This is a genomic window from Corynebacterium stationis (assembly GCF_001941345.1).
GTDB lineage: Bacteria > Actinomycetota > Actinomycetes > Mycobacteriales > Mycobacteriaceae > Corynebacterium > Corynebacterium stationis.
This window is the reverse complement of sequence record NZ_CP009251.1, coordinates 2,606,815-2,626,870: the sequence shown is the minus strand read 5'-3', so window position 1 is coordinate 2,626,870 and position 20,056 is coordinate 2,606,815. Positions and strand designations below refer to the sequence as shown.

The 20,056-nt window shown below is 57.8% G+C and carries 19 protein-coding genes; 9 read left to right on the top strand and 10 right to left on the bottom strand.

The genetic code is table 11. The features are described 5' to 3' along the window. The 4 genes from nadC to CSTAT_RS12160 all read left to right on the top strand — a co-directional run bounded on the left by nadC (position 1) and on the right by CSTAT_RS12160 (position 3,979). Positions 1–897 carry a carboxylating nicotinate-nucleotide diphosphorylase gene (gene nadC / locus CSTAT_RS12175; RefSeq protein ID WP_066796837.1) on the top strand — a complete coding sequence of 299 codons (897 nt, stop codon included), beginning with the start codon at positions 1–3 and terminating at the stop codon, positions 895–897. A 76-nt stretch (positions 898–973) separates the two neighbouring features. Next, entirely contained in the window at positions 974–1,690 is a 717-nt protein-coding gene (locus CSTAT_RS12170; RefSeq protein WP_066797999.1) for a glycerophosphodiester phosphodiesterase family protein, read from the top strand. A 32-nt stretch (positions 1,691–1,722) separates the two neighbouring features. After that, positions 1,723–2,643: a DUF5926 family protein gene (locus CSTAT_RS12165; RefSeq protein WP_066796835.1), complete on the top strand. Its 921-nt coding sequence runs from the start codon at positions 1,723–1,725 to the stop codon at positions 2,641–2,643. A 202-nt stretch (positions 2,644–2,845) separates the two neighbouring features. Then, on the top strand, positions 2,846–3,979 hold the full coding sequence (locus CSTAT_RS12160) for an HNH endonuclease signature motif containing protein (RefSeq protein ID WP_066796832.1): 1,134 nt from the start codon (positions 2,846–2,848) through the stop codon (positions 3,977–3,979). 150 nt (positions 3,980–4,129) lie between these two features. Here the strand turns inward: CSTAT_RS12160 and CSTAT_RS13620 are convergent, their stop codons facing one another. The 3 genes from CSTAT_RS13620 to CSTAT_RS12145 all read right to left on the bottom strand — a co-directional run bounded on the left by CSTAT_RS13620 (position 4,130) and on the right by CSTAT_RS12145 (position 7,570). Continuing rightward, entirely contained in the window at positions 4,130–5,620 is a 1,491-nt protein-coding gene (locus tag CSTAT_RS13620; RefSeq protein ID WP_066796829.1) for an LCP family protein, read from the bottom strand. A 70-nt stretch (positions 5,621–5,690) separates the two neighbouring features. Further along, positions 5,691–6,428, bottom strand: coding sequence for a CPBP family intramembrane glutamic endopeptidase (locus tag CSTAT_RS12150; RefSeq protein WP_066796826.1), 738 nt, complete (start codon positions 6,426–6,428; stop codon positions 5,691–5,693). Between the two features lie 14 nt (positions 6,429–6,442). Then, positions 6,443–7,570: an amidase gene (locus CSTAT_RS12145; RefSeq protein WP_066796822.1), complete on the bottom strand. Its 1,128-nt coding sequence runs from the start codon at positions 7,568–7,570 to the stop codon at positions 6,443–6,445. Positions 7,571–7,603: 33 nt separating this feature from the next. Here CSTAT_RS12145 and pheA point away from each other — a divergent pair, with 33 nt between their 5' ends. The 4 genes from pheA (at position 7,604) to CSTAT_RS12125 (ending at position 11,438) form a co-directional block, all read left to right on the top strand. After that, positions 7,604–8,518: a prephenate dehydratase gene (pheA, locus tag CSTAT_RS12140; protein ID WP_066796819.1), complete on the top strand. Its 915-nt coding sequence runs from the start codon at positions 7,604–7,606 to the stop codon at positions 8,516–8,518. A gap of 10 nt (positions 8,519–8,528) precedes the next feature. Continuing rightward, the gene (locus tag CSTAT_RS12135) at positions 8,529–9,203 is read left to right on the top strand and encodes a histidine phosphatase family protein (RefSeq protein WP_066796816.1); all 675 of its coding nucleotides are present in this window, start codon (positions 8,529–8,531) and stop codon (positions 9,201–9,203) included. Positions 9,204–9,468: 265 nt separating this feature from the next. Continuing rightward, on the top strand, positions 9,469–10,632 hold the full coding sequence (locus tag CSTAT_RS12130; protein WP_156845167.1) for an NRAMP family divalent metal transporter: 1,164 nt from the start codon (positions 9,469–9,471) through the stop codon (positions 10,630–10,632). Positions 10,633–10,670: 38 nt separating this feature from the next. Next, positions 10,671–11,438: a putative hydro-lyase gene (locus CSTAT_RS12125; RefSeq protein WP_066796810.1), complete on the top strand. Its 768-nt coding sequence runs from the start codon at positions 10,671–10,673 to the stop codon at positions 11,436–11,438. Positions 11,439–11,446: 8 nt separating this feature from the next. Here CSTAT_RS12125 and CSTAT_RS12120 read toward each other — a convergent pair whose 3' ends face one another. From CSTAT_RS12120 to CSTAT_RS12090, 7 genes are all read right to left on the bottom strand, one after another. Next, positions 11,447–12,061, bottom strand: coding sequence for a GntR family transcriptional regulator (locus CSTAT_RS12120; RefSeq protein WP_066797996.1), 615 nt, complete (start codon positions 12,059–12,061; stop codon positions 11,447–11,449). Between the two features lie 60 nt (positions 12,062–12,121). Next, entirely contained in the window at positions 12,122–13,840 is a 1,719-nt protein-coding gene (locus CSTAT_RS12115; RefSeq protein ID WP_066796807.1) for an acetyl/propionyl/methylcrotonyl-CoA carboxylase subunit alpha, read from the bottom strand. After that, positions 13,830–15,383: a 5-oxoprolinase subunit B/C family protein gene (locus CSTAT_RS12110; RefSeq protein ID WP_066796804.1), complete on the bottom strand. Its 1,554-nt coding sequence runs from the start codon at positions 15,381–15,383 to the stop codon at positions 13,830–13,832. Before CSTAT_RS12110 ends, CSTAT_RS12115 begins: the two co-directional genes overlap by 11 nt. Next, a complete protein-coding gene (locus CSTAT_RS12105) occupies positions 15,383–16,144 on the bottom strand; it encodes a LamB/YcsF family protein (RefSeq protein WP_066796801.1) in 762 nt (253 codons plus the stop codon). The genes CSTAT_RS12110 and CSTAT_RS12105 overlap by 1 nt, the downstream gene beginning before the upstream one ends. 230 nt (positions 16,145–16,374) lie before the next feature. Then, positions 16,375–16,722 carry a metallopeptidase family protein gene (locus tag CSTAT_RS12100; RefSeq protein ID WP_066796799.1) on the bottom strand — a complete coding sequence of 116 codons (348 nt, stop codon included), beginning with the start codon at positions 16,720–16,722 and terminating at the stop codon, positions 16,375–16,377. Positions 16,723–16,744: 22 nt separating this feature from the next. After that, the gene (locus CSTAT_RS12095; RefSeq protein ID WP_075723636.1) at positions 16,745–17,866 is read right to left on the bottom strand and encodes a septum formation family protein; all 1,122 of its coding nucleotides are present in this window, start codon (positions 17,864–17,866) and stop codon (positions 16,745–16,747) included. Positions 17,867–17,901: 35 nt separating this feature from the next. Beyond that, positions 17,902–18,654 (bottom strand): GntR family transcriptional regulator, encoded by a 753-nt coding sequence (locus CSTAT_RS12090; RefSeq protein ID WP_075723635.1) that lies wholly within the window; start codon positions 18,652–18,654, stop codon positions 17,902–17,904. 129 nt (positions 18,655–18,783) lie between these two features. On the opposite strand from CSTAT_RS12090, the gene serS reads away from it, so the two are divergent. After that, complete coding sequence (gene serS / locus CSTAT_RS12085; RefSeq protein WP_075723634.1) at positions 18,784–20,043, top strand: serine--tRNA ligase; 1,260 nt, start codon at positions 18,784–18,786, stop codon at positions 20,041–20,043. The last annotated feature ends 13 nt before the right edge of the window (positions 20,044–20,056 follow it).

The following is a 20,056-nucleotide window of genomic DNA, read 5'->3' as shown; positions in this document are numbered from 1 at the left end:
ATGACCATCTCACCAGTGAGCACCATTCATACCGCGCTGGATGCGGCCGGTCTTGATGTAGAGGCGACAAGCTTGCATATTGCAGCGGCCCTCGATGAGGATCTCGCCTGGGGCCCGGACGCGACAACCCTCGCCACCATTGGTGCCGATGTCACCGGTACCGCGGAAATCGTCGCCCGCGAGCCTGGCTGCTTGGCGGGCGTTCCCGTCGCGGCGCTGGCTCTGCAGATTACTGCCGAGCGTGATGGCGTTGACCTCGATATTGAAATCCTGCGCGAGGACGGCGCGACCGTTGCCGCAGGCGACCCCATCCTGCGGGCAACGGGCCCGGTGCGCACCCTTTTGACTGCCGAGCGCACTTCTCTAAATTACGTATCCCAGCTATCGGGCGTGGCCACGGCTACCCATCACTGGGCCAAGGCGCTGGAGGGCACAGGAACTGCGGTGCGCGATACCCGCAAGACTGTTCCAGGCCTACGTGTTTTACAGAAGTACGCGGTGCGCTGCGGTGGCGGTACCAATCACCGCATGGGCTTAGGCGATAGCGCGTTGATCAAGGACAATCACATCTTGGCCACAGGTTCGCTGGCCGCCGCATTTCGAGCCGTCCGCGAGCAATTCCCAGTTCTTCCCGTGGAGGTCGAGTGCGACACGCTTGAGCAGGTCGCCGAGGCAGTAGATGTCGGCGCGGAGCTGATTCTTCTCGATAATATGTCGCCGGATATTGCCAAAGCCGCTGTGGAAATCTGTCACCCGGCTGGCGTGCGCACCGAGGCCAGTGGAGGCATTACCTTCGACAACGTCGCTGCTTATCGCGGCACCGGCGTCGATTACATTGCCGTCGGCGCGTTGACCCACTCCAACCGCGTCCTCGATTTAGGCTTCGATCTCGCCTGAGCATACCGACGCCTTCGTCAGCAGTGAACTAGAGTCGGTGGAGCACGAGAAAGCAGACCTTAAGGGACGTCCGACGTTGAAGATTGTTGCGCACAGAGGCTATTCGGGAAAGTACCCGGAGCTAAGCCCGCTGGCTTTTGAAAAGGCCTTGGAGCTGCCTATTCATGGCATAGAATGCGATGTGCGGATGTCGCGGGATGGCAAGGTCGTGGTCAATCATGATGCAACGTTGGATAGGACTTCAGATCGCATCGGTAAGCTCTCTGCACTGGATTGGGCGGAGATAAAGCTCGCCGACATCGGTAGTGAAAAGCATCCGCAGCAGTATCCGCTGCTGCTAGATGAGCTTTTAGAGATGTGGGAGCCAAGCGGCCAGCATCTTTATATTGAGACCAAGCACCCGGGTGCGGCGGGGGACATTTTGGAGGAGCAGGTGGTGCTTCGTCTGCGTTATGCAGGGCTTATCGATGACCCCCGCATTCACATCATCTCCTTTTCCCACCGGGCTATCCGCCGCATGAAATCCCTGGCGCCGCACATGGACCGGATTTATCTGCGCCGTGATTGGGAACGCCATTTCAACCGTCCTGACGTCTTGCTCTCTGAGCCAACGGGCCTGGGCATGTCTTTGCTGCGCGGCAAACTACAACCATCTGCCATCGGGGCGCATGGTTTGCCGACGTACATGTGGACCATCGATAAGCCTGAAGACATGAAATGGGCTTGGGCCAACGGTGTCGACATTCTTGCCACCAACCAACCCGAAGTCGCGCTGCACGCCATTCAAATGTGAGCAGGTTAAAACGTCACTGTATCGTGTAGGGCATGGCCAAGAAGAAAAAGAACAAAGAAGAACTACCTGAGGGTATGTCTCGCCGCCAAGCTAAGCTTGCTGCCCGTGCGGCAGAGCGTGCGGCTTTGGAAAAGGATCCCCGACCATATGGCGGTTTAGCTGCTGAAACCCAGCTTATTGCGCTGCAGGAATTCGTTCCTTCCGCCACCGCAAAGCTCAGTGTCAAGGGCTTTGACCGTGACGTGTACGTGTGCTCGATTTTGCCGGGGGCATCGGCAGGCATGGTGCGCGACGCGGAAGCTGGCGGCGCTGCCTATGTTGCGCTGCAGGTTCGCACGCACACCCACAACCCAGGTCGTGACCTGGCATATGCTCTGAACTGGGCAAAGAACGCGCAGCCAGGCGAGACTTTGGAATCAACCGCCGCTGATGGCGCGCAGCCAGATCTCAAGGACTTGGTCGATGAGTCTGCTGTTTTGGAGATTACTGACCACCAGGACTTCGCATGGTGGATTCCTGAGGGCACGCAGATCACCCCAGAGATCGCGCAGACCCTGAACCAGGCGAATGAGACTGTCATTGAATCCCACCAGGTGGGTGCGGATATCGATGGCACTTTGTTCTGGGCTAACTCCGGCGGGGATAAAGCGCACATCCGCTGGGTATTCCCAATTGAGAACGAAACCGGTTTGTTGAACGCGATTGCCCGCGTTGCTGCTCGTGGTGAGATGAACCTTGGCGAGGGCACCAAGTTCGCTGGTGTTTTCCGTACCCACGGTTTGATTGCGCCGGTTTTTGACCTGCAGCCAGATGTTGCTTATGACTCTTATGAGTCCGAGCTTGCTCGCGTCGAGAAGGCCTTGAAGGCCGAAATCGACAATGATGCACAGCTCAATCCTGATGAGCGCAAGCAGCTGGAGAACCTGAAGTCGCGTCAGGTGACCCTGCGCTAGTACCCGCGTTAACGCTCGCGTGGCTCAAGGCCTGCTTTCTGGCTCCCGAGGGGGTGCGAAAGCAGGCTTTTTCTGTGCTTTTCGGCGTTTTCGGCGGCACCTGTGGATAACTATGCCGTTTGGGTGACGTGTCATATGAAATTTGAGCAGTTTTTTGAACTTGCCCTAGCGTGGGGTTGCGGCGGCTTTTAGTGTCGAAGTCATGGACGAATTAATGAAAGCTTTCAAGCTTCTTACCAGCAACGGCATCGGATTCCTACGGCTGTGTGCTGAGTGCTCACCCTACGATCTCGCCGATGACGGCATTGAAATATCCTTAGCCAAAAAATACGCCAAACTTGCAGACACCCTTTTTAGCCCCTGCGACTCCCCGCTCATCCAACGTGAAGCCATCGCGCTTGCCGAAGAGCGCCAGTTAAGCGTCAACCATCTGTTGATGATCAACAAACACGCGAAGAAGCTTAAAGCCCGCGGTGCGGCGTGGAACCTGCGCGCCGAACTTATTGCCCGTGAGGGCTCTTTGGAAGAAGTCGAAGCCTACGCTAAAACCCGCGTCACGGAAGAAGGCGGCAACAAACCGAAACAGCGCGGCGTGCGCGTAGGACGCGTCATCGACGGCCTGCGCACCATCAGTATTACCGATACGCAGCGCCGCATCACTGACCTAGTGAAAACCCTCGACGCCGCCATCAAAGACGACGACCAGCCTCGTTCCGAAGCACTATTAGAACCATTCTGGGATTTAGTCGAAGGAGGCGGCACCGGGCTTATCAAGCCCGAGTACCGCACTGTGATTGCTATTGGTCTCGATGATTTCGCGAAAGTTTCCTGCGGTCGCGGCGAGGAAGTCATCGTGGCGCTTTCTGATGGCACGACCATGACGGGCGCTGAGTTCATTAACGCTGCGATGGCCGGCTCCCTTGGTGACAAGCTCTACGTTGGGCTCTTTCATCCCACCGCCGGCCCCGTGAATCTTTATGAGGCCCGTTTCGCATCAGAGAAGCTGCGCACCTTGGCCATGGCCGAGAATCTGGTCTGTCCGTGGCCGGATTGCAATGTGCCGGCCGATAGGTGCCAGGTTCACCATATCGACTCACACAAGAATGGTGGACACACCAAACCATCGAATCTGACCATGTTGTGCAAGTACCACAACGGTGTCAATGATGACGACGGCCCGCGCAAGAAGCACAGACCTGGGAAAACAAAACGCGGAAAGCCGAAACGCGGCAGGATGCGACGTCACCGCGGCAAAGTACGCCTGCACACCCCAGGCGGAAAGCTGGTGGGCAACACGCATGACCTGAGCAACATGGGGGCGATGGACCTGATCTAACGCTCAGCCGCGCCCAGTAGACGGTGAGCACGCAAGACCCGATTAGGAACTCGGTCTAATCGGGTAATTTGGCGATCCCTTTTTAGAAACCAGATCTCGCGGAGCCGGTAAAGCGGACTGGCTTTAGCCAGGAGCATTTACTCCGAGGATTTACTGCATGGAGCTAAACAACTCCTGGGCGCCGGCTTCGTCCCAGAGGACAACGTTGCCGACGTTGGTGTCCATGAATCCACCGACCGGTACGGTTTCGGTGTCCACGCCGGAAGACATCGCTAGTGCTACGCGGGCAAGGTGCCAGACGTGGTCATCTTCGTTGACCATAAACGACTTCGAGGTGTTGTTGATCAAAGAGATAGCGCGGAATGGATTGATCAAAGTTGCTGGAGAGGTGATTTTGTCCAGGAGGGCGGCGAAGAATTCACGTTGTCGCTGTACGCGATCCAAATCGCCTTGCGCGGTAGCGCGGGTGCGGACATAGCCTAGTGCGTCGGCGCCTTTTAGGTCTTGGCACCCGGCGGCCAAATCAATACCAGCGAGAGGATCTGTGATGGCTTCTTCCACACAGATTTCTACACCACCGACGGAATCGACGACATTCGCAAGTCCGCCCATACCGATTTCGGCGTAGTGGTCAATACCGACGCCCGTTGCCTCCTCGACGGTTTGTGCCAGCAGTTGCGGGCCGCCGTAGGTAAAGGCAGCGTTGATCTTATCGGAGCCGAATCCTGGCACATTGACGTAGCTATCACGTGGGATAGACACCAATTGCGCTGTGCCAGAACGTGGAATATGCAACAGCATAATCGTGTCGGTGCGGCCGATGCCGACATCGCCACCAGTTCCGAGCTCAGCTTGGTCTTCTTCGCTTAAGCCTTGGCGGGAGTCCGAACCAACCAGTAACCAATTTGTGCCGGAACCGCTGGAGGCATTGCCAGGAGGCAGCGCATCGGTGCGCGAGAGCCGAGAATCTGTCCAGAAGACAAAAAGCACGAGGGAGATAACCAGCGCGAGAACAATCCAGCCTGAGCAGCCGAAGAAACGCTTGACGGGGTTGCCACGTTTGCGTCGGGCTCCGCCTTGACGTGGGGGAATACCACGGACCGTTCCACGCCTGGTTCCACGACCGCGGGATCCGCCGACCTGCCCGGCGCCTTGAAATTGCCGCTGAACAGGTGCCTGGTTGTCGTTATAGCCTTCCGGCGGCATCTGCTGGCGAGGGCGTCGCTGGGAAGCATTCGCTCCAGCGGTGCCAGCAGCGGCAGACCCCGCAGAGGCACCCGTGGTGCGTGCTGCGTGAGGGCCGATATCGAAGCGGGTGGCCTCAGGCTGCTGACGGTTGGCGGAAGGATTGACCGCACGGAAAGACCCGGCCGAAGGCTCTTGGCGGCTCTGCGGCTGCGGGTTGCGCGGCGTGCGGGGCGGCTGCTGCGCACCACCCTGGGGAGCGGGACGCTGGGACGCAGGACGCTGGGACGCAGGACGCTGGGACCCAGGACGCTGTGGACTTCCACCTTCGCGGCGCATGACGGGGCGACCGTAGCGGTCTCTTAAAGGCTGCCCATCGGCGCCAATGACATAACGAGACGAGCGGTCGCCAGCACGGCGGGATTCGCGGTCGGGGTCATGGCCGGAAGAATTCATGGATTAAGACTACAAGCCTTAGGCCCTGATCTAGAACCAATCTGCAGCGGCGCGCAGGATTCGTGCGGGATTACAGACCGAATATGGAGAGATCTCCCAGCAAGGAATAACCGACAAAAGCGATGGCATCGATAAGAAAATGTGCGATGACAAGGGGCCACACGCGCCCGGTGCGGTGGTAGAAGTAGCAAAAGACGAGGCCCATGATGATATTGCCGAAGCCAGCGGAGACACCTTGGTAGAGGTGATAAGAGCCGCGCAACAGCGAAGACGCGCCGATAATCGCGGGAAGTGACCAGCCGAGGTGCTTGAGCCTAGTCATCAGCCACATGACCACCACGATTTCCTCGCCGAAAGCATTGGCGCCCGACCATAACAGCAGCGCGGGCGCTTCAACCCACGGGTTAGTAAATGCGGTAGGGATAACTTCCATGGACAGGCCCAGGTGCACGGCGGAGACATAGAGGACAAGCCCCGGAATGCCGATCAGGGCGGCGAGACCGGCACCCCAGCTGATATCGGAAAGTTTCGGCATGGCCAAGCGAATCCCAGAGCCGGCGAGCAAAAACAACGCGAGCGCGCCATAGGCAAATAACACCCCAGCCGAGCACAGCTGCAACGCAATATCCAACCACGCCAAGTCAGACTGCGGTGCATTCAGCGTGACGCTTTGTTCGTTTAAAGGTGCGGGGTCTAGGAGGGCATCGACAAGCCGCAAGATGGCGCGTACGCCGGAGATACCAAAGGTAATCGCTAGGACGATGAGAATTTCCGCGCGGATGCGCTGCGGGGAATCCGAAACGGTCATGAGGAAATAAAACCTTAAGCGTGAAGCGACGATGCCAGGTGCAAAAGCTCGGCATCAGATAGCGTGATTGAGCCTACTTGAACGCCGATTGAGGACCACGGGACGGAAATTGCCGGCAGCTGCGCGACATTAAACAACGAACCCCACGGCGACCACCGGGTCTGTTCCATGAAGTTCTCCTCGTGGTCCAGCGCCAAGAACGTGCCAATCGGTGGCGGGGTATAGGCAAGCATGGGAGTGAGGATCGCATCGACTTGCCAGCAATCGGCCAAAAGGCGGGGAAGACCGGAGGCGTGGCGGAGGGCATCGGCAAGCATGCGCTTGGACACCTTAAGACCTTGCTGCCTGACCCACTCGAAGTAGCCTTCACCGGCATCCATGCCGGCTAGCCGCGAGGTGAAAATATGCCGGAAAGCTTCAAAGGTGACATCGGCGGTGGGGTAGGGCTTAATCTCTTCGACCGGGTAGCCCGCGGCAGAAAGCTGTGCGGCGGCCTCATCCACCGCGCGCAGATGCCGCGGGTCGATGCGGGTGTGCGCGAAAAGTGGCTGCTTGAGCACGCCAATGCGCGCGGGCGCGGGGCGTGGGGTGATGTCGTGGAGGAAGGCAGCATCGGCAACTGTGCGGGTGATAAACCCCGAAACGCCCAAGTCGGTGCCGGACTGTTTGAAGCCCACCACGCCGCAGGCCGCAGCCGGAACGCGCAGCGAACCGCCGCCATCCGAACCATGTGCCGCGCGCAGCAAACCGCGAGCCACCTGCACCGCGGCACCGCCGGAAGACCCGCCAGGAGTCGCGCCGGGATGCAGCGGATTGGCCGGATGCGGCATATCCACCGGTTCCGTATCCACGCGCAGGCCCAGCTCCGGCGTGGCAGATTTCCCCACAATCAGCGCGCCTTGCTCCTCCAGTGCGGCGATGGTGGCATCGGAAGTCTCAGCGTTATAGGCGCGGTGCTTGGCACCCTTCGACGTGGGCATCCCGGCGACATCATTGAGGTCTTTCGCAGATAAAATCCACCCCGACAACCGGCCTTCCGCAAGCGGGCGCCGCGAGATATCAATGTAGGTAAAGCCATGTTCTTGCGGCGTCAGCGTCGATAAATCACGGGACAATTGCGAAAGGCTAAACCTAGAATCCATACACACCCACGTTAGTGGTTTAGATTAGAAGGCATGACTTCAACCGTGGCTTTTTTGGGACCAGCAGGAACTTTTACTGAGGCAGCGCTCGTGGCCTTTGAGAAGGCGGGCGCGGTCAGTGACGTGCAGCAGTTGCCCGTTAATTCCCCCTCGGAGGCTTTCCAGGCCGTGCGCGAGGGGCGTGCGGATTTTGCGTGTGTGGCCATTGAAAATTCCGTGGATGGCGCGGTGACGACTACTTTTGATGCTTTTACAGAAGGGGATGCGCTGCAGGTCTACCAGGAAGTGGACTTGGAGGTCGCTTTCGCCATCATGGTGAAAAAGGGCTTATCGCTTGACGATGTCCACACGATCGCCACGCACCCCGTTGCCTACCAGCAGGTCCGTGGCTGGTTAACGGAGAATATTCCGGATGCGAAGTTCCAGCCGGCGTCATCGAATGGCGCTGCGGCTGAGGCGGTGTCGCGCGGTGAGGTTGATGCGGCAGCTGCACCGGAGCGTGCGGCAGAGATTTTTGGCCTGGATGTGCTGGCGAATTCTGTAGCTGATGTCAAGGGGGCTACGACGCGTTTTGTGCTCGTCGGTAAGCCTGGCCGGCCTACTGAGCGCACCGGCAATGACCGCACCTCGGTGGTGTTTACAGTGCCGCATGAGCCGGGGTCTTTGGCGAGCATCTTGCAGGAATTTTCCTACCGCAATGTAGATATGCTGCGCATTGAGTCGCGTCCAACGCGTAAGAAATTCGGTACCTATAACTTCTTCATCGATTTGGCCGGCCATATTGAAGATGAACCTTTGTCTGAAGCGCTGCGCGCGCTGTGGCTGCGTACGGATAACTTGCGCTTTATTGGTTCTTGGCCGGCAGCGGATCAGTCTGGCCCGAAGCTGGATACTACGGAGTTTGATAAGGCAACGGCTTGGGTAGCAAAGGTGCGCGCGGGTCGCTAGGTTTGATGTTATGACTGGACGAATCATCTTGCTGCGCCACGGCCAAACATTTTCCAACGTAGAACGTTTGCTGGATACTCGTCCACCCGGGGCAGAACTGACCGAACGCGGCCGTGAACAGGCCACGGATGTGGGCATTGAATTGGCTCATTTGGTTGATGCATGGAAAGGCGAGCAAGGCCGCCTGCGCGGTTTTGTTACCTCGGTTGCTTTGCGTGCACAGCAGACTGCGATGCTGGCTGCGCGTTCTTTTGAATCCACCGTCGGGCTGCCGCCTTTTAGCGTGGACGTTGAAGTGCGCACGGGAATTCATGAGGTTTTTACCGGTGATTATGAGATGAGCAATTCGGAAGATGCGCATCGTAGTTATTCCACGGCGCTGCGCGGCTGGTTAGATGGCGATGTTGAAGCCCGGTGTCCAGGTGGGGAGAACTACCAGGATGTTTTGGCGCGCTATCAGCCAGTGCTGGAGAATATCGCCGCGGGACTTGGTGATGACGACGATGTCGTGGTGGTCTCCCACGGCGCTGCGATCCGTTTGGTGGCAACGCATGCCTCCGGTATTGATGCAGACTTCGCCTTTACTGGCTACATACAAAACTGCCGCTTCGTGGTTCTGGAGCCGCGTGGCCAAGGATTCGGGAAGTGGACGGTCACGCGCTGGGCGGATACAGAAGTAGACTAGTAGCAGTTGCCTCAGCGTTGTCTTGGAGCCTCATCGTTTCTACGGTGGGGCTTTTTCGTGTCCGGGGGTGGGCAGGTCTACCCCCGTCGTAACGTGGTGACCTGCTGCTATTGGCTGCAGCTTAAATGCCCCTTTCGGGATTGTTCAACAAACGCTTAAGATGATGCGCATCACATTTTAAGTGCGACCCCCATCACGAAAGTGAGTTCCCGTGAGTGCTGAAACAGTCACCCCAGCCAAGAATCCGCCACGAGGATTAGGAGCGATGGCGGGTGCCATGTTCCTCATGGCTACCTCAGCAATTGGTCCGGGCTTTCTAACCCAAACTTCCGTCTTCACCGTCCAGATGGGTGCGGCGTTCGCTTTTGCGATTTTGCTGAGTATCCTCGTGGACATCGCAATCCAGCTCAACGTCTGGCGCGTTTTGTGTGTCTCCGGCTTACGCGCCAACGAACTGGGCAACACCGTGCTTCCAGGACTCGGATGGTTCTTGGCCATCTTGGTCTTCATCGGCGGCGTAGTCTTTAATATCGGCAACATCGCTGGCTCTGGCTTGGGCCTCAATGCGATGTTAGGCATCGACGCGCGCATCGGCGGCGTAGTGTCTGCAGCCATCGCAATCTTCATTTTCTTGTCCAAGAAGGCCGGCATTGCGCTAGACCGCATCGTCGCAGCACTCGGTGCCATCATGATTCTGCTTATGCTCTACGTGGCTATCGTTTCGCAGCCACCAGTGGGCGAGGCTCTGAAGAACGCCGTGATGCCGGAGCAGATTGATTTCTTTGTCATCACCACGCTGATTGGTGGCACCGTCGGCGGCTACATTACCTTCGCTGGTGCCCACCGCCTGATTGACTCGGGGCTTTCTGGCCCAGAGCACGTCAAAGACATCACCACTACCTCCGTCATGGGCATTATCATCACTGGTGTGATGCGCGTGCTGTTGTTCCTGGCGGTGCTAGGCGTTGCTGCAACCGGTGTGGCGCTGTCTGAAGACAACACTGCTGCCGATGCCTTCTTCCACGCTGCCGGCGATTTCGGTCTCCGTGCATTCGGTGTGGTTCTCTTCGCGGCCGGTCTGTCTTCGGTTATCGGTGCTTCGTACACCTCGATTACGTTCGTGACCACTCAGCGGGTCGCACCGCGTATCCGTAACTTCCTCACCGTGGGCTTTGTTATCGGCTGCACCATCTTGTTCGTCATCTTGAACTCCGCGCCGCAGAAGCTGCTGATTTTCGCGGGCGCTTTCAACGGCATCATCTTGCCTATCGCTTTCGCCCTGGTGATGTGGGTAGCATTCCGCCGCCGTGACCTCTTGGGAGGCGTGAAGCACCCAGTCTGGCTGCTGGTCGCTGGTTCCCTGGCGCTGATTCTGGAAATCTACATCGGCATCAAGGCTTTCTCTGGCATCGTGAATATGTGGGCTTAACGCAGGAGCAGAAGGAGACAGATGTGCAACCTCATGAGATGACCGCTGCGGATGTGCGCAAGCTTGCCCGCGCTGAGAACCTGACTACAACCTCAGGCTATGCGCCTGGCTTTATGCAGGCGAACCTGCTGGCCGTGCCGCAAGAATACGCCTTTGACTTCCTGCTTTTTGCGCAGCGCAACCCCAAGTCCTGTCCCATCGTCGGGGTCTTGGAAGCAGGAGAGTATTCCTCGTCCCTTCTGCCCGAGGGCGATATCCGCACCGATATTCCGAGCTACCGCGTCTTCGAAGAAGGCGAGCTCGTGGACACGGTCACGGATGCGACTGGGTACTGGAGCGAGGACATGGTGGCCTTTTTGATTGGCTGCTCGTTTACCTTTGAAACTGCGCTGGTAGAAAACGGAATCAAGCTGGAGCACATTGAACAAGGGCGCAACGTGGCGATGTATCGCACCAGCACCCCCACCGTGCCGGCTGGCATGTTCTCGGGACCGCAGGTGGTATCCATGCGGCCAATACCTGCGGACCGCGTTGCCGATGCTGTGCGGATTACCTCCCGCTATCCATCGGTGCATGGGGCGCCGGTGCACGTGGGCAACCCAGAGGCTATTGGAATTACAGATTTATCCGCGCCTGACTTCGGCGAGCCAGTAGAAATCCCCGAAGGACATATTCCGGTGTTCTGGGCGTGCGGTGTAACTCCACAGGCAGTGGTGATGAATTCGCGCCCACGTCTGGCGATTACGCATGAGCCAGGCAAGATGCTGGTGACTGACGCCCGGGACCTGGAGTACCAAGTTCCGTAGCTTAGGGCTTAGAGAACAAAACGGATTGAGTTATACGCCTTAAGGAGGCTGTCACGGGAAACCGTGGCAGCCTCTTCGCGTTGCCCGGCAGCGATAAGAGTGGCCAAGCGGACGTTGTTTTCAATGTGCTCGTTGTGGATATCGGGAAGATGTGGCAGCGCCAGCAAGAATGTCAGGCGCATGCGTGCGAGCAGGCTGCTCATTTGTTCATCGAGAGTCTCTGAGCCCAGCGATGCCACCAGCGCGCGGTGGAATCGCTGGTTGATGGTAGATACCGCTTGAGCGTCGCCGCTTTCGGCAAAACGACGCGCGGAAGCGGCCAGCTCAATGAGGCGATCAGCGGCGGGGAAATCACCCCACAGCACGCCGGCGTGCTCGAGCGCCATGCGCGCGAGATAGAGGTCTTTTACATAATCCGTATCCGGGGTCGCAATAAAAACCCCGCGGTTGGGGATGCGCTCTACCAGGCGCTCTGCTGTTAGTTCAGTAAAAGCCTCCCGCAAGGTATTGCGGGAGCACTCGAAGCGTTCTGCGGCCTTGACTTCACTAAGTTGCTGACCGGGCTGGTACTCACCAGCAGAGATTGCATCCCTGATTGCGGATGCCACGGACTGAAAAAGCATAACCACAAGTTTAGCTAACCTGCTAAAGGTGCGCGGTTAGCTTTCTCATGTGATCGGGCATTATTCGATGGTCGCGATGACCGTGGAAGTAGAAAGCCGGTCGCCTTCTTTGGCCTGCAACTTGATGGTGCCGGTGCGTGGAGCCTTGATGGCAGATTCCATCTTCATGGCTTCAACGGTAGCGATGGCATCGCCTTCGGAAACGGAGTCACCGTCGGCGACTTTCCAGGCGACGAGGTTGGCATCGAAAGGCGAAGTGACTGCGCCGTCAGGGCTCTGCGCGCTGTCTGTGCTCGGGCTGGAGGCTGGGGCGGAGGAATTGAAAAACTCCACTGGGATGCCAACGTTGATGAGCTTGCCGTCGATTTCCACGGCGATGTTCTGGCGCTGGGCGTAGATGGCCTCGACCTTTTCGACCTGATGCGCGGCCGATGGGCGGTAGTTGTGGTCGACCCAGTCAGTAAACACCCCGAGCTTGTCGCCCGTCAGCGCCGTTTCTTCCATCATATCGCGGTGGAAGGGCAGCACGGTGCGTACGCCTTCTATGTTGAATTCGCGCAGGGCACGCTTGGCGCGGCGTAGCGCGACCTCGCGGGTTGGGCCCCACACAATCAGCTTGGCAATAAGCGAATCGTAGTAAGGCGGGATGATGGAGCCAGAGCGCACGGCAGCATCCACACGGATGCCAGGGCCGGTTGGGGGTTCAAAGCTAACGATACTTCCTGGGCACGGCGCAAAACCGTTGAGGATGTCTTCGGCGTTAATGCGGAACTCGAAGGCATGGCCGTTGGAGGTTGGATCTTCGGTGAAAGACAGGGGCTCGCCAGCGGCGATGCGGATTTGCTCGGCTATGATGTCCACGCCCGTCACAGCTTCGGTCACTGGGTGCTCAACCTGCACACGGGTGTTGACTTCGAGGAAGGAGATAGTGCCGTCTTCGGAGACGATGAACTCGACGGTGCCGGCGCCGGTGTAGTTAACCTTGGAGCAAATTGCGCGGGCGCCTTCGATAATGCCGGTGCGCTGCTTATCGGTGAGATCCGGTGCGGGTGCTTCCTCAATGAGCTTTTGGAAGCGGCGCTGGGTAGAACAATCGCGGGTGCCAAGCACGGCGACATTGCCGTGGGTATCGGCAAGCACCTGGGCTTCGACGTGACGTGGGTGGGTGAGGAATTTCTCCACGTAGCACTCTGCGCGCCCGAACGCTTCCATTGCTTCGCGGCCTGCGGAGTTGAAAGCTTCCTCGATGTCATCGAGGTTGTCTACGACCTTCAGGCCACGTCCGCCACCGCCATAAGCTGCCTTAATCGCAATTGGAAGGCCGTGCTCTTCGGCGAATTCGCGGGCTTCTTGCCAATCATCGATGGGGTCAGAAGTACCAGGCGCCAGCGGTGCGCCGACTTCTTCGGCGACGCGACGGGCGGCAATCTTATCGCCAAGCAACTCGATGGCCTCTGGCTGCGGGCCAATCCAGACCATGCCGGCGTCTGTGACCGCACGGGCGAAATCGGCGTTCTCAGACAAGAAGCCGTAGCCTGGGTGAATCGCGTCAGCGCCGGCGCGCGTTGCGATATCGAGCAGCGCGGGGACATTCATGTAAGTATCCGAGGCGGAGTTGCCGGTCAGCGCGTAGGCTTCATCGGCAAGCTGCGTGTGCAAAGCCCCAGCATCTGCTTCCGAGTAGATGGCAATGGACTTAATGCCCAGGTCACGTGCGACACGGGCGATGCGCACGGCGATTTCACCGCGGTTGGCAATGAGAATAGTCTTAATGGTCATGAGTGTTTCCCTTAACTTCAAAGCGCACTAGAGCCCCGGGTGGGAGCTGTGCGGCAATATCAATATCTTCATCTAAAACGGTGGCGATAACCGGATAGCCGCCGGTCACGGCGTGGTCGCGCAGAAAGAGCACGGGCTTGCCATTGGGAGGAATCTGCACGGAGCCTGCGACCATGCCTTCTGATGGCAGCTCGCCATCGAGTACGCGCTCGACGGTGGTGTCTGAGTCCAAGCGCAGTCCGACACGGTTGGAATGAGAGCTCACGGTCCACTCGGTATCTAGGAACTGCTGGACATTGTCGCCGAACCAGTTATCGCGCGGGCCGAGCACGCAGCGCAGCGTGGCAACGGTGCGCCCATCGTTGGATTGGCTGACGCGCAGTGGGTTCGCCAGTTGGCCGTCAGTCATACCGGTGGAGCGTGGAAGCACGCCAAGAATGTCGCCGGCGCTGACAGGTGCTGGGCCCAAGCCGGAGAGAACATCTGTGGCCGAAGAGCCCAGCTCGGAGTCGGCGATTAACCCGCCGCGGATAGCGACGTAGTTGCGCATGCCGTATTCAGCTGGCTCGATGATCACCGTTTGGCCAGCGGTGACCAGAATCGGTCGTGCGAGCTGCACTGGCATATCGCCGAGGCGGACGCGCGCTGCGGCACCTGTTACACATACGACGGTATCGCTTAAAGCGCGCAGTTCCATGCCGCCGATGTTTTCCAAAACCGTCGACTGCCGGGGGTTGCCCACTGCAATATTTGCGGTTGCTGCCGATGCCCTATCTGCCGCACCCGAGGAAGTCACACCAAGGTCGCCGAATCCTGGGCGGCCCAAATCTTGGTACAAGGTCAAAAGGCCTGCGTCTACCACTTCCATGCGCGGGAGGCGCGCCGGGGAACGCTTGGCGATAGAGCCAGCGTCGTAGATTTCGGGCAAAGAACTCACTGCCCGGTAGCGCACGCGGTCACCGGGTTGGACCAGCGCGGGTGGCTCAGCTTGGGAATCCCACATGGGCGTATTCGTGGTTCCCAGGAGTTGCCAGCCGCCGGGGGACTGGCGTGGGTAGACCGCCGAGAAATCGCCGGCGATAGCCACTGCACCTGCGGGGACAGCGGTACGCGGGCTGGATCGCCGCGGAATTGACCGCGCGTCGGCAGGGTTGGCGGGTGCGCAGTAGCTAAAGCCAGGTGCGAAACCACCAAAGGCAGCAGTCCACTCGGTGGAGGTATGCCAGTCGATGACACCTTCGCGTGACATTCCGAGAAGGTTCGCTACTTCATCGATGTCTTCGCCGTCATAAAGTACGTCGATTTCTACTGTGCGTGCCTCGGACATCTTGGCAGGTCCTGGCGTGAAGTCTTCTAAGAAATTCGCGGCATGGCGCGCTGAGTCAGGAGTCTCGAAAGTAAGCAACACGGTGGTGGCTGCAGCAATGCAATCCACCTGGTTTTTTAGCGGGCGGGCGCTAAGTGCTGCGTGATAGTCCATGACTTGGTTAAGTCCATCGAGATCGATGAGCAGCGCGCGGGTTCCAACGGGGTGGATCTGCATTAGGCAAAGCTCCGGATCTCGATATCGCGACGGTTTAGCTCCGCGACCACTTCGCGCAGAAGATTAACGGAGCCCGGGGAATCGCCGTGGGTGCATACGGACTGTGCATCGACGTGCAAGACGCTGCCATCGATAGCCGTGATCGAGCCATGTTCTGCGACTTCGAGTACGCGGACAACCACATCGGCTGGGTCGTGCAAGACCGCATTGGCTTCACGACGGCTGACCAACGTGCCGTCTGGATTGTAATTGCGGTCGGCAAAGGCCTCGCGAATGACCGTCAGGCCGGACTTCTCTGCGATCTCGACGGCCACGCCACCAGGCAGCAACATTACTGGGATGTCGCCAAATGCTTTGATGCCATCGATAACTGCTTGCGCTTGTGCGTGGTGGTGCACGATGGCGTTGTACATTGCGCCATGTGGCTTCACGTAGGAAATCCTGGTGCCGTTGGCTCGCGCGAGGGCGTCGAGTGCACCGATTTGATACGTGACTTCATCGGCAAGCTCTGCCGGATCGTAATCGAGAAATCGCCGGCCAAACGCAGCTGGATCGTTGTATCCAGGGTGCGCACCCACGGTCACGCCGGCTGCGGCTGCCGCTTTGAGCGTGCCAGCAATGGAGTGCGGGTCACCTGCGTGGAAACCTGTCGCCACGTTGGCTGATGAGACCATTTGCAGCATGGCTCCATCGTCAGCAACGGGGTTACCAGCGGTGGTTTCGCCTAGATCGGCATTCAGATCAATATGCACCGAAGACATACAGCACCATCCCAAAAGTTGTTGAACAATCTATGGGAACAGTGTAGCGCCAATCACTAAGATTTGTGAAGACCATTACTTTAATTATTTAAAGTGTCCGGGAAATCGCGCCTTTCGCGCGCGATTTCCTGCTGCCGTGGTGGAGGTTTCTTTCTGGTGGGGTCCGCGGTGTGGGTGTTCCCCGGTGCTTTTGGTGAGTTTTGCTTTCTCGGTAACGCAGCGATAGCGAGTTACCCCCAGCCGAGGCGGTGGAGTTCTTCTTCGCTAAAGCCGAAGTAGTGTCCGAGTTCGTGGAAGACGGTGACTTTAACTTCGTGGGCTAGTTGCTCTTCGGTGGAGCACATATTTTGAAGTGCACCGCGATAGATGAAGATGGCGTCGGGTAAAAAGCCGGTGTGGTGGTGGGTGCGCTCGGTCAGTGATACGCCTTCGTAGAGCCCTAAAATGCCGGGGCTGTCTTCGTTGAAATCGCGCACCAGGATGACCAGATTGCGCATCTTGGCAACGAATTGGTCTGGGATTTTGTCCAGAGCATCGTTGACCATTTCATCGAAACGCTCTTCAGTAACTTCCACCATGTGCACTCACCGATGCCCGACGCTACTGCGCTGGTGCAGCCTCGGGCTCGCTTGCTGCTGAATCGCCACTGGTGGAATCGCCACTGGCAGGAGTGCTAGGAGCGGGGCTGTTATTGTCTTCGGAACCACGCAGGGGATTGCGCTCAGGCTGCTTTTCGGGAGCCTTGCCGTTGATAGTGAAACCATCGCGGCCATCGGTGGCGGTGCCAACGATTTCAGAGAAGGAATCGCCATCATCGCCGGCATGGATCAAGGAACAGTTCACCGAACGCGTACCGCCATTCCAGGAAGTTTCTGAAATGGTTCCCCAGTAAGGCTGCAGTGTGGATTGGTAGAGATTTTCCTCATCGCCAAGATAAGCGATGGCATCATCGGCGCATCGTGAAGCAAGGAAATCATTCTGGTCGTCGATAGATGGAGTACCGCGCGAGAATTCTTCAGCCAGGTTGACCACGGAGATGGTTTCCATCTGGTGCGGTTGTGCGCAATCGACGGTGCGCAGCACTTGGTCATCGCTGATCTCACGGCACTCGCCAGGCTGGGCAATATTTGCTTGGTCTACTTCTGAGACGCGGCCTTCGGTGCGCTGCGGGATGCCTTCTTCATTGGTGGTTTGTAGACCGCAGAGCATGGTGCGATCGCCATTGACCCAAGCATCGGCTGGCGGCAAAATAGGAGCAATAGAATACTTACCCGCAGGATCGAACTGTCCGTCGAGGTAATTCAGCGTGGACCCTTGGCATAGCTCTTCACGCAGCTGAGCTTGGCGATCCAAATCCGGAATCTCAGCCTCAGGACCGAATTCGCTGGTGGGGTAGATAGCCAAGTTCTCTACGGTCGCGACTTCGAATCGGTGCTCATCGGCGCAATCGGTAACGTTGAAATTAGAGAAATTACCATCGCTTCCCACATCCCAGGTGACACAATCACCGGCGCTAGCTTCGGTAAAAGGCGTAGAACTATTGCCCGGCGATGGCGCAGAAGTAGTGGTATTGATGACATCGGACTCAGCTGCAATTTGTGCAGCGTTGCCACTGACGTAATCGTAAGTGCCTAAAAATGCAGCGGCACAAGCAGCAGCGACAAGTGCAATGCGTGGGGCGGCCGCGGATCTCCAGGCCTTCGATGTGCTTGCAGTAGTCATAAGAAACCTTAGTTTAGCCGACTGTTTGGGCGAGTCTAGAATTCCAGCGCGCGAGCAATTCGGGTGGACAGTCGGTAACGGTCAGTGCGATATACAGATGAACACCACTCTACGGGTTTATCCCCTGAGCTGGAATATCTAATGATGTGCAAAAGTGGTGTGCCAGGGGTGACATCGAGAAGCGATGCGACTTCTTCGTCGGCTGCCACGGCGGTCACGGTTTGATCTGCGCCGGAAATGGGCAGGTCAAAATCATTTTCTAAAATTGAATAGACGGAGTTATAAACGTCATTCTCGAGCAAAGTTGGCGCCAGTTCGGAGTTGTACCAGCCATCATCGATGGAGTAGGGCTCACCGTCGCCAAGGCGCAAGCGGCGCAGGTGAATGTGCGGAGTACTTTCTTCGGTTTGAAAGAACTTATTGACATCAGTCGGTGCTGTGGCCCGGCCGGAAAGCAAAATCCGTGAGCTCGCAGAGACATCTTGCGCGCCCATCTCATCGGAAAAAGACGCCAAGTGCAGGCGTGAGACCAGTGGGTTAGGGGCAACGAAGGTACCCTTGCCGCGCACACGCCGCAGGCGGCCGGCCGCGACTAGATCGCCAATTGCTCTGCGTACCGTGATGCGCGAGACGCCATAGAAATCTTCCAAAAGCCGTTCACCAGGCAGGGGATCGCCCGGTTTTAAAGTAGTGCGGCACACCTCGGCGAGGATTTCGCGCAATTGGGCATGCTTCGGCGTCGGGCCATCAATAATTTCCTTGTGGGGAAGAATCGGCGCTTCGGACATAGATCCATCCTAGGCTTCTGGTTATGACCACTGCAACCGGAATGGACGATGTACTCTCCTTTAAATAGGAGTGCTGCTGGCTGGTGGTTGTGACTGTAACGCGAGGAGGGGTGCGGTAGGATTGAGCTCGTGATTGATCTTAAATTCCTCCGTGAATCCCCTGACGTCGTCCGTGCCTCACAGGTCACCCGTGGTGAGGACCCGCAGCTTGTTGATCAGCTGCTGGAAGCAGATGCTGCACGTCGATCTGCGATCTTAGCTGCCGATGAGCTGCGTGCAGAGCAAAAAGCTTTCGGCAAGAAGATCGGTCAAGCATCTCCGGAGGAGCGTCCAGCACTGCTGGAAGGCTCAAATGAGCTTAAAGAAAAGGTCAAGCAGGCCGAAGAATCCCAGCGTGCTGCCGAAGAGCACGTAGAAACCCTGCAGTACAAGCTCTCCAACGTTGTTGAGGGCGCACCTGCCGGCGGCGAAGATGACTTCGTGGTCTTGGACCACTACGGCACAAAGCCGCAGTTCGACTTTGAGCCTAAGGACCACTTGGAGCTGGGCGAATCCTTAGGACTTATTGACACCAAGCGCGGTGCGAAAATCGGTGGCGCGCGTTTTTACTACCTCACCGGTGATGGTGCTTTCTTGCAGCTGAGCATGATGCTTCTCGCTGCGCAAAAGGCCCGCGCTGCTGGATTCACTCTGATGATTCCACCAGTGCTGGTACGTCCAGAAATCATGGCTGGTACTGGTTTCTTGGGTGACCACTCGGATGAAATCTACTACCTAGAACGCGATGACTTGTACCTTGTTGGTACCTCTGAGGTGGCACTTGCGGGCTACCACAAAGATGAAATCATCGACCTTTCCAATGGTCCAATTCAGTACGCGGGCTGGTCTTCGTGCTTCCGTCGTGAAGCTGGTTCCCACGGCAAGGACACCCGCGGTATCTTGCGCGTGCACCAGTTCGACAAGGTGGAAATGTTTACCTACTGCAAGCCTGAGGATGCGGAAAAGCAGCACCAGCAATTGCTGGCCATGGAGCGCGAGATGCTCGATGCTATGAATCTGCACTACCGAGTCATTGATGTTGCCGGTGGTGACTTGGGCGCATCAGCTGCACGCAAGTTCGACACCGAAGCGTGGGTTCCAACCCAGGATGCTTACCGCGAGCTGACCTCGACCTCGAACTGCACCACCTTCCAAGCGCGTCGTCTGCAAACTCGCTACCGTGATGAAAACGGCAAGACCCAGATTGCTGCGACCCTCAACGGCACTTTGGCGACTACCCGCTGGCTGGTTGCAATTCTGGAAAATAACCAGCAGGCTGATGGCTCTGTTGTTATCCCAGAAGCACTGCGTCCAATGATGGGCAAGGACATCCTGGAGCCAATCAAGTAATTGCGAACCTTCT

Excerpts from the sequence above, each read along its gene's own strand:
- CSTAT_RS12115 (WP_066796807.1), bottom strand. The coding sequence starts at position 13,840 with ATGACCATTAAGACTATTCTCATTGCCAACCGCGGTGAAATCGCCGTG.
- CSTAT_RS13620 (WP_066796829.1), bottom strand. The coding sequence starts at position 5,620 with ATGAATTCTTCCGGCCATGACCCCGACCGCGAATCCCGCCGTGCTGGC.
- CSTAT_RS12100 (WP_066796799.1), bottom strand. The coding sequence starts at position 16,722 with ATGGTGGAAGTTACTGAAGAGCGTTTCGATGAAATGGTCAACGATGCT.
- CSTAT_RS12090 (WP_075723635.1), bottom strand. The coding sequence starts at position 18,654 with ATGTCCGAAGCGCCGATTCTTCCCCACAAGGAAATTATTGATGGCCCG.
- CSTAT_RS12150 (WP_066796826.1), bottom strand. The coding sequence starts at position 6,428 with ATGACCGTTTCGGATTCCCCGCAGCGCATCCGCGCGGAAATTCTCATC.
- CSTAT_RS12105 (WP_066796801.1), bottom strand. The coding sequence starts at position 16,144 with ATGTCTTCGGTGCATATTGATCTGAATGCCGATCTAGGCGAAACCACC.
- CSTAT_RS12095 (WP_075723636.1), bottom strand. The coding sequence starts at position 17,866 with ATGACTACTGCAAGCACATCGAAGGCCTGGAGATCCGCGGCCGCCCCA.
- CSTAT_RS12160 (WP_066796832.1), top strand. The coding sequence starts at position 2,846 with ATGGACGAATTAATGAAAGCTTTCAAGCTTCTTACCAGCAACGGCATC.
- CSTAT_RS12145 (WP_066796822.1), bottom strand. The coding sequence starts at position 7,570 with ATGGATTCTAGGTTTAGCCTTTCGCAATTGTCCCGTGATTTATCGACG.
- CSTAT_RS12125 (WP_066796810.1), top strand. The coding sequence starts at position 10,671 with ATGACCGCTGCGGATGTGCGCAAGCTTGCCCGCGCTGAGAACCTGACT.
- CSTAT_RS12120 (WP_066797996.1), bottom strand. The coding sequence starts at position 12,061 with ATGCTTTTTCAGTCCGTGGCATCCGCAATCAGGGATGCAATCTCTGCT.
- CSTAT_RS12130 (WP_156845167.1), top strand. The coding sequence starts at position 9,469 with ATGGCGGGTGCCATGTTCCTCATGGCTACCTCAGCAATTGGTCCGGGC.
- CSTAT_RS12135 (WP_066796816.1), top strand. The coding sequence starts at position 8,529 with ATGACTGGACGAATCATCTTGCTGCGCCACGGCCAAACATTTTCCAAC.
- CSTAT_RS12165 (WP_066796835.1), top strand. The coding sequence starts at position 1,723 with ATGGCCAAGAAGAAAAAGAACAAAGAAGAACTACCTGAGGGTATGTCT.
- nadC (WP_066796837.1), top strand. The coding sequence starts at position 1 with ATGACCATCTCACCAGTGAGCACCATTCATACCGCGCTGGATGCGGCC.
- CSTAT_RS12110 (WP_066796804.1), bottom strand. The coding sequence starts at position 15,383 with ATGCAGATCCACCCCGTTGGAACCCGCGCGCTGCTCATCGATCTCGAT.
- pheA (WP_066796819.1), top strand. The coding sequence starts at position 7,604 with ATGACTTCAACCGTGGCTTTTTTGGGACCAGCAGGAACTTTTACTGAG.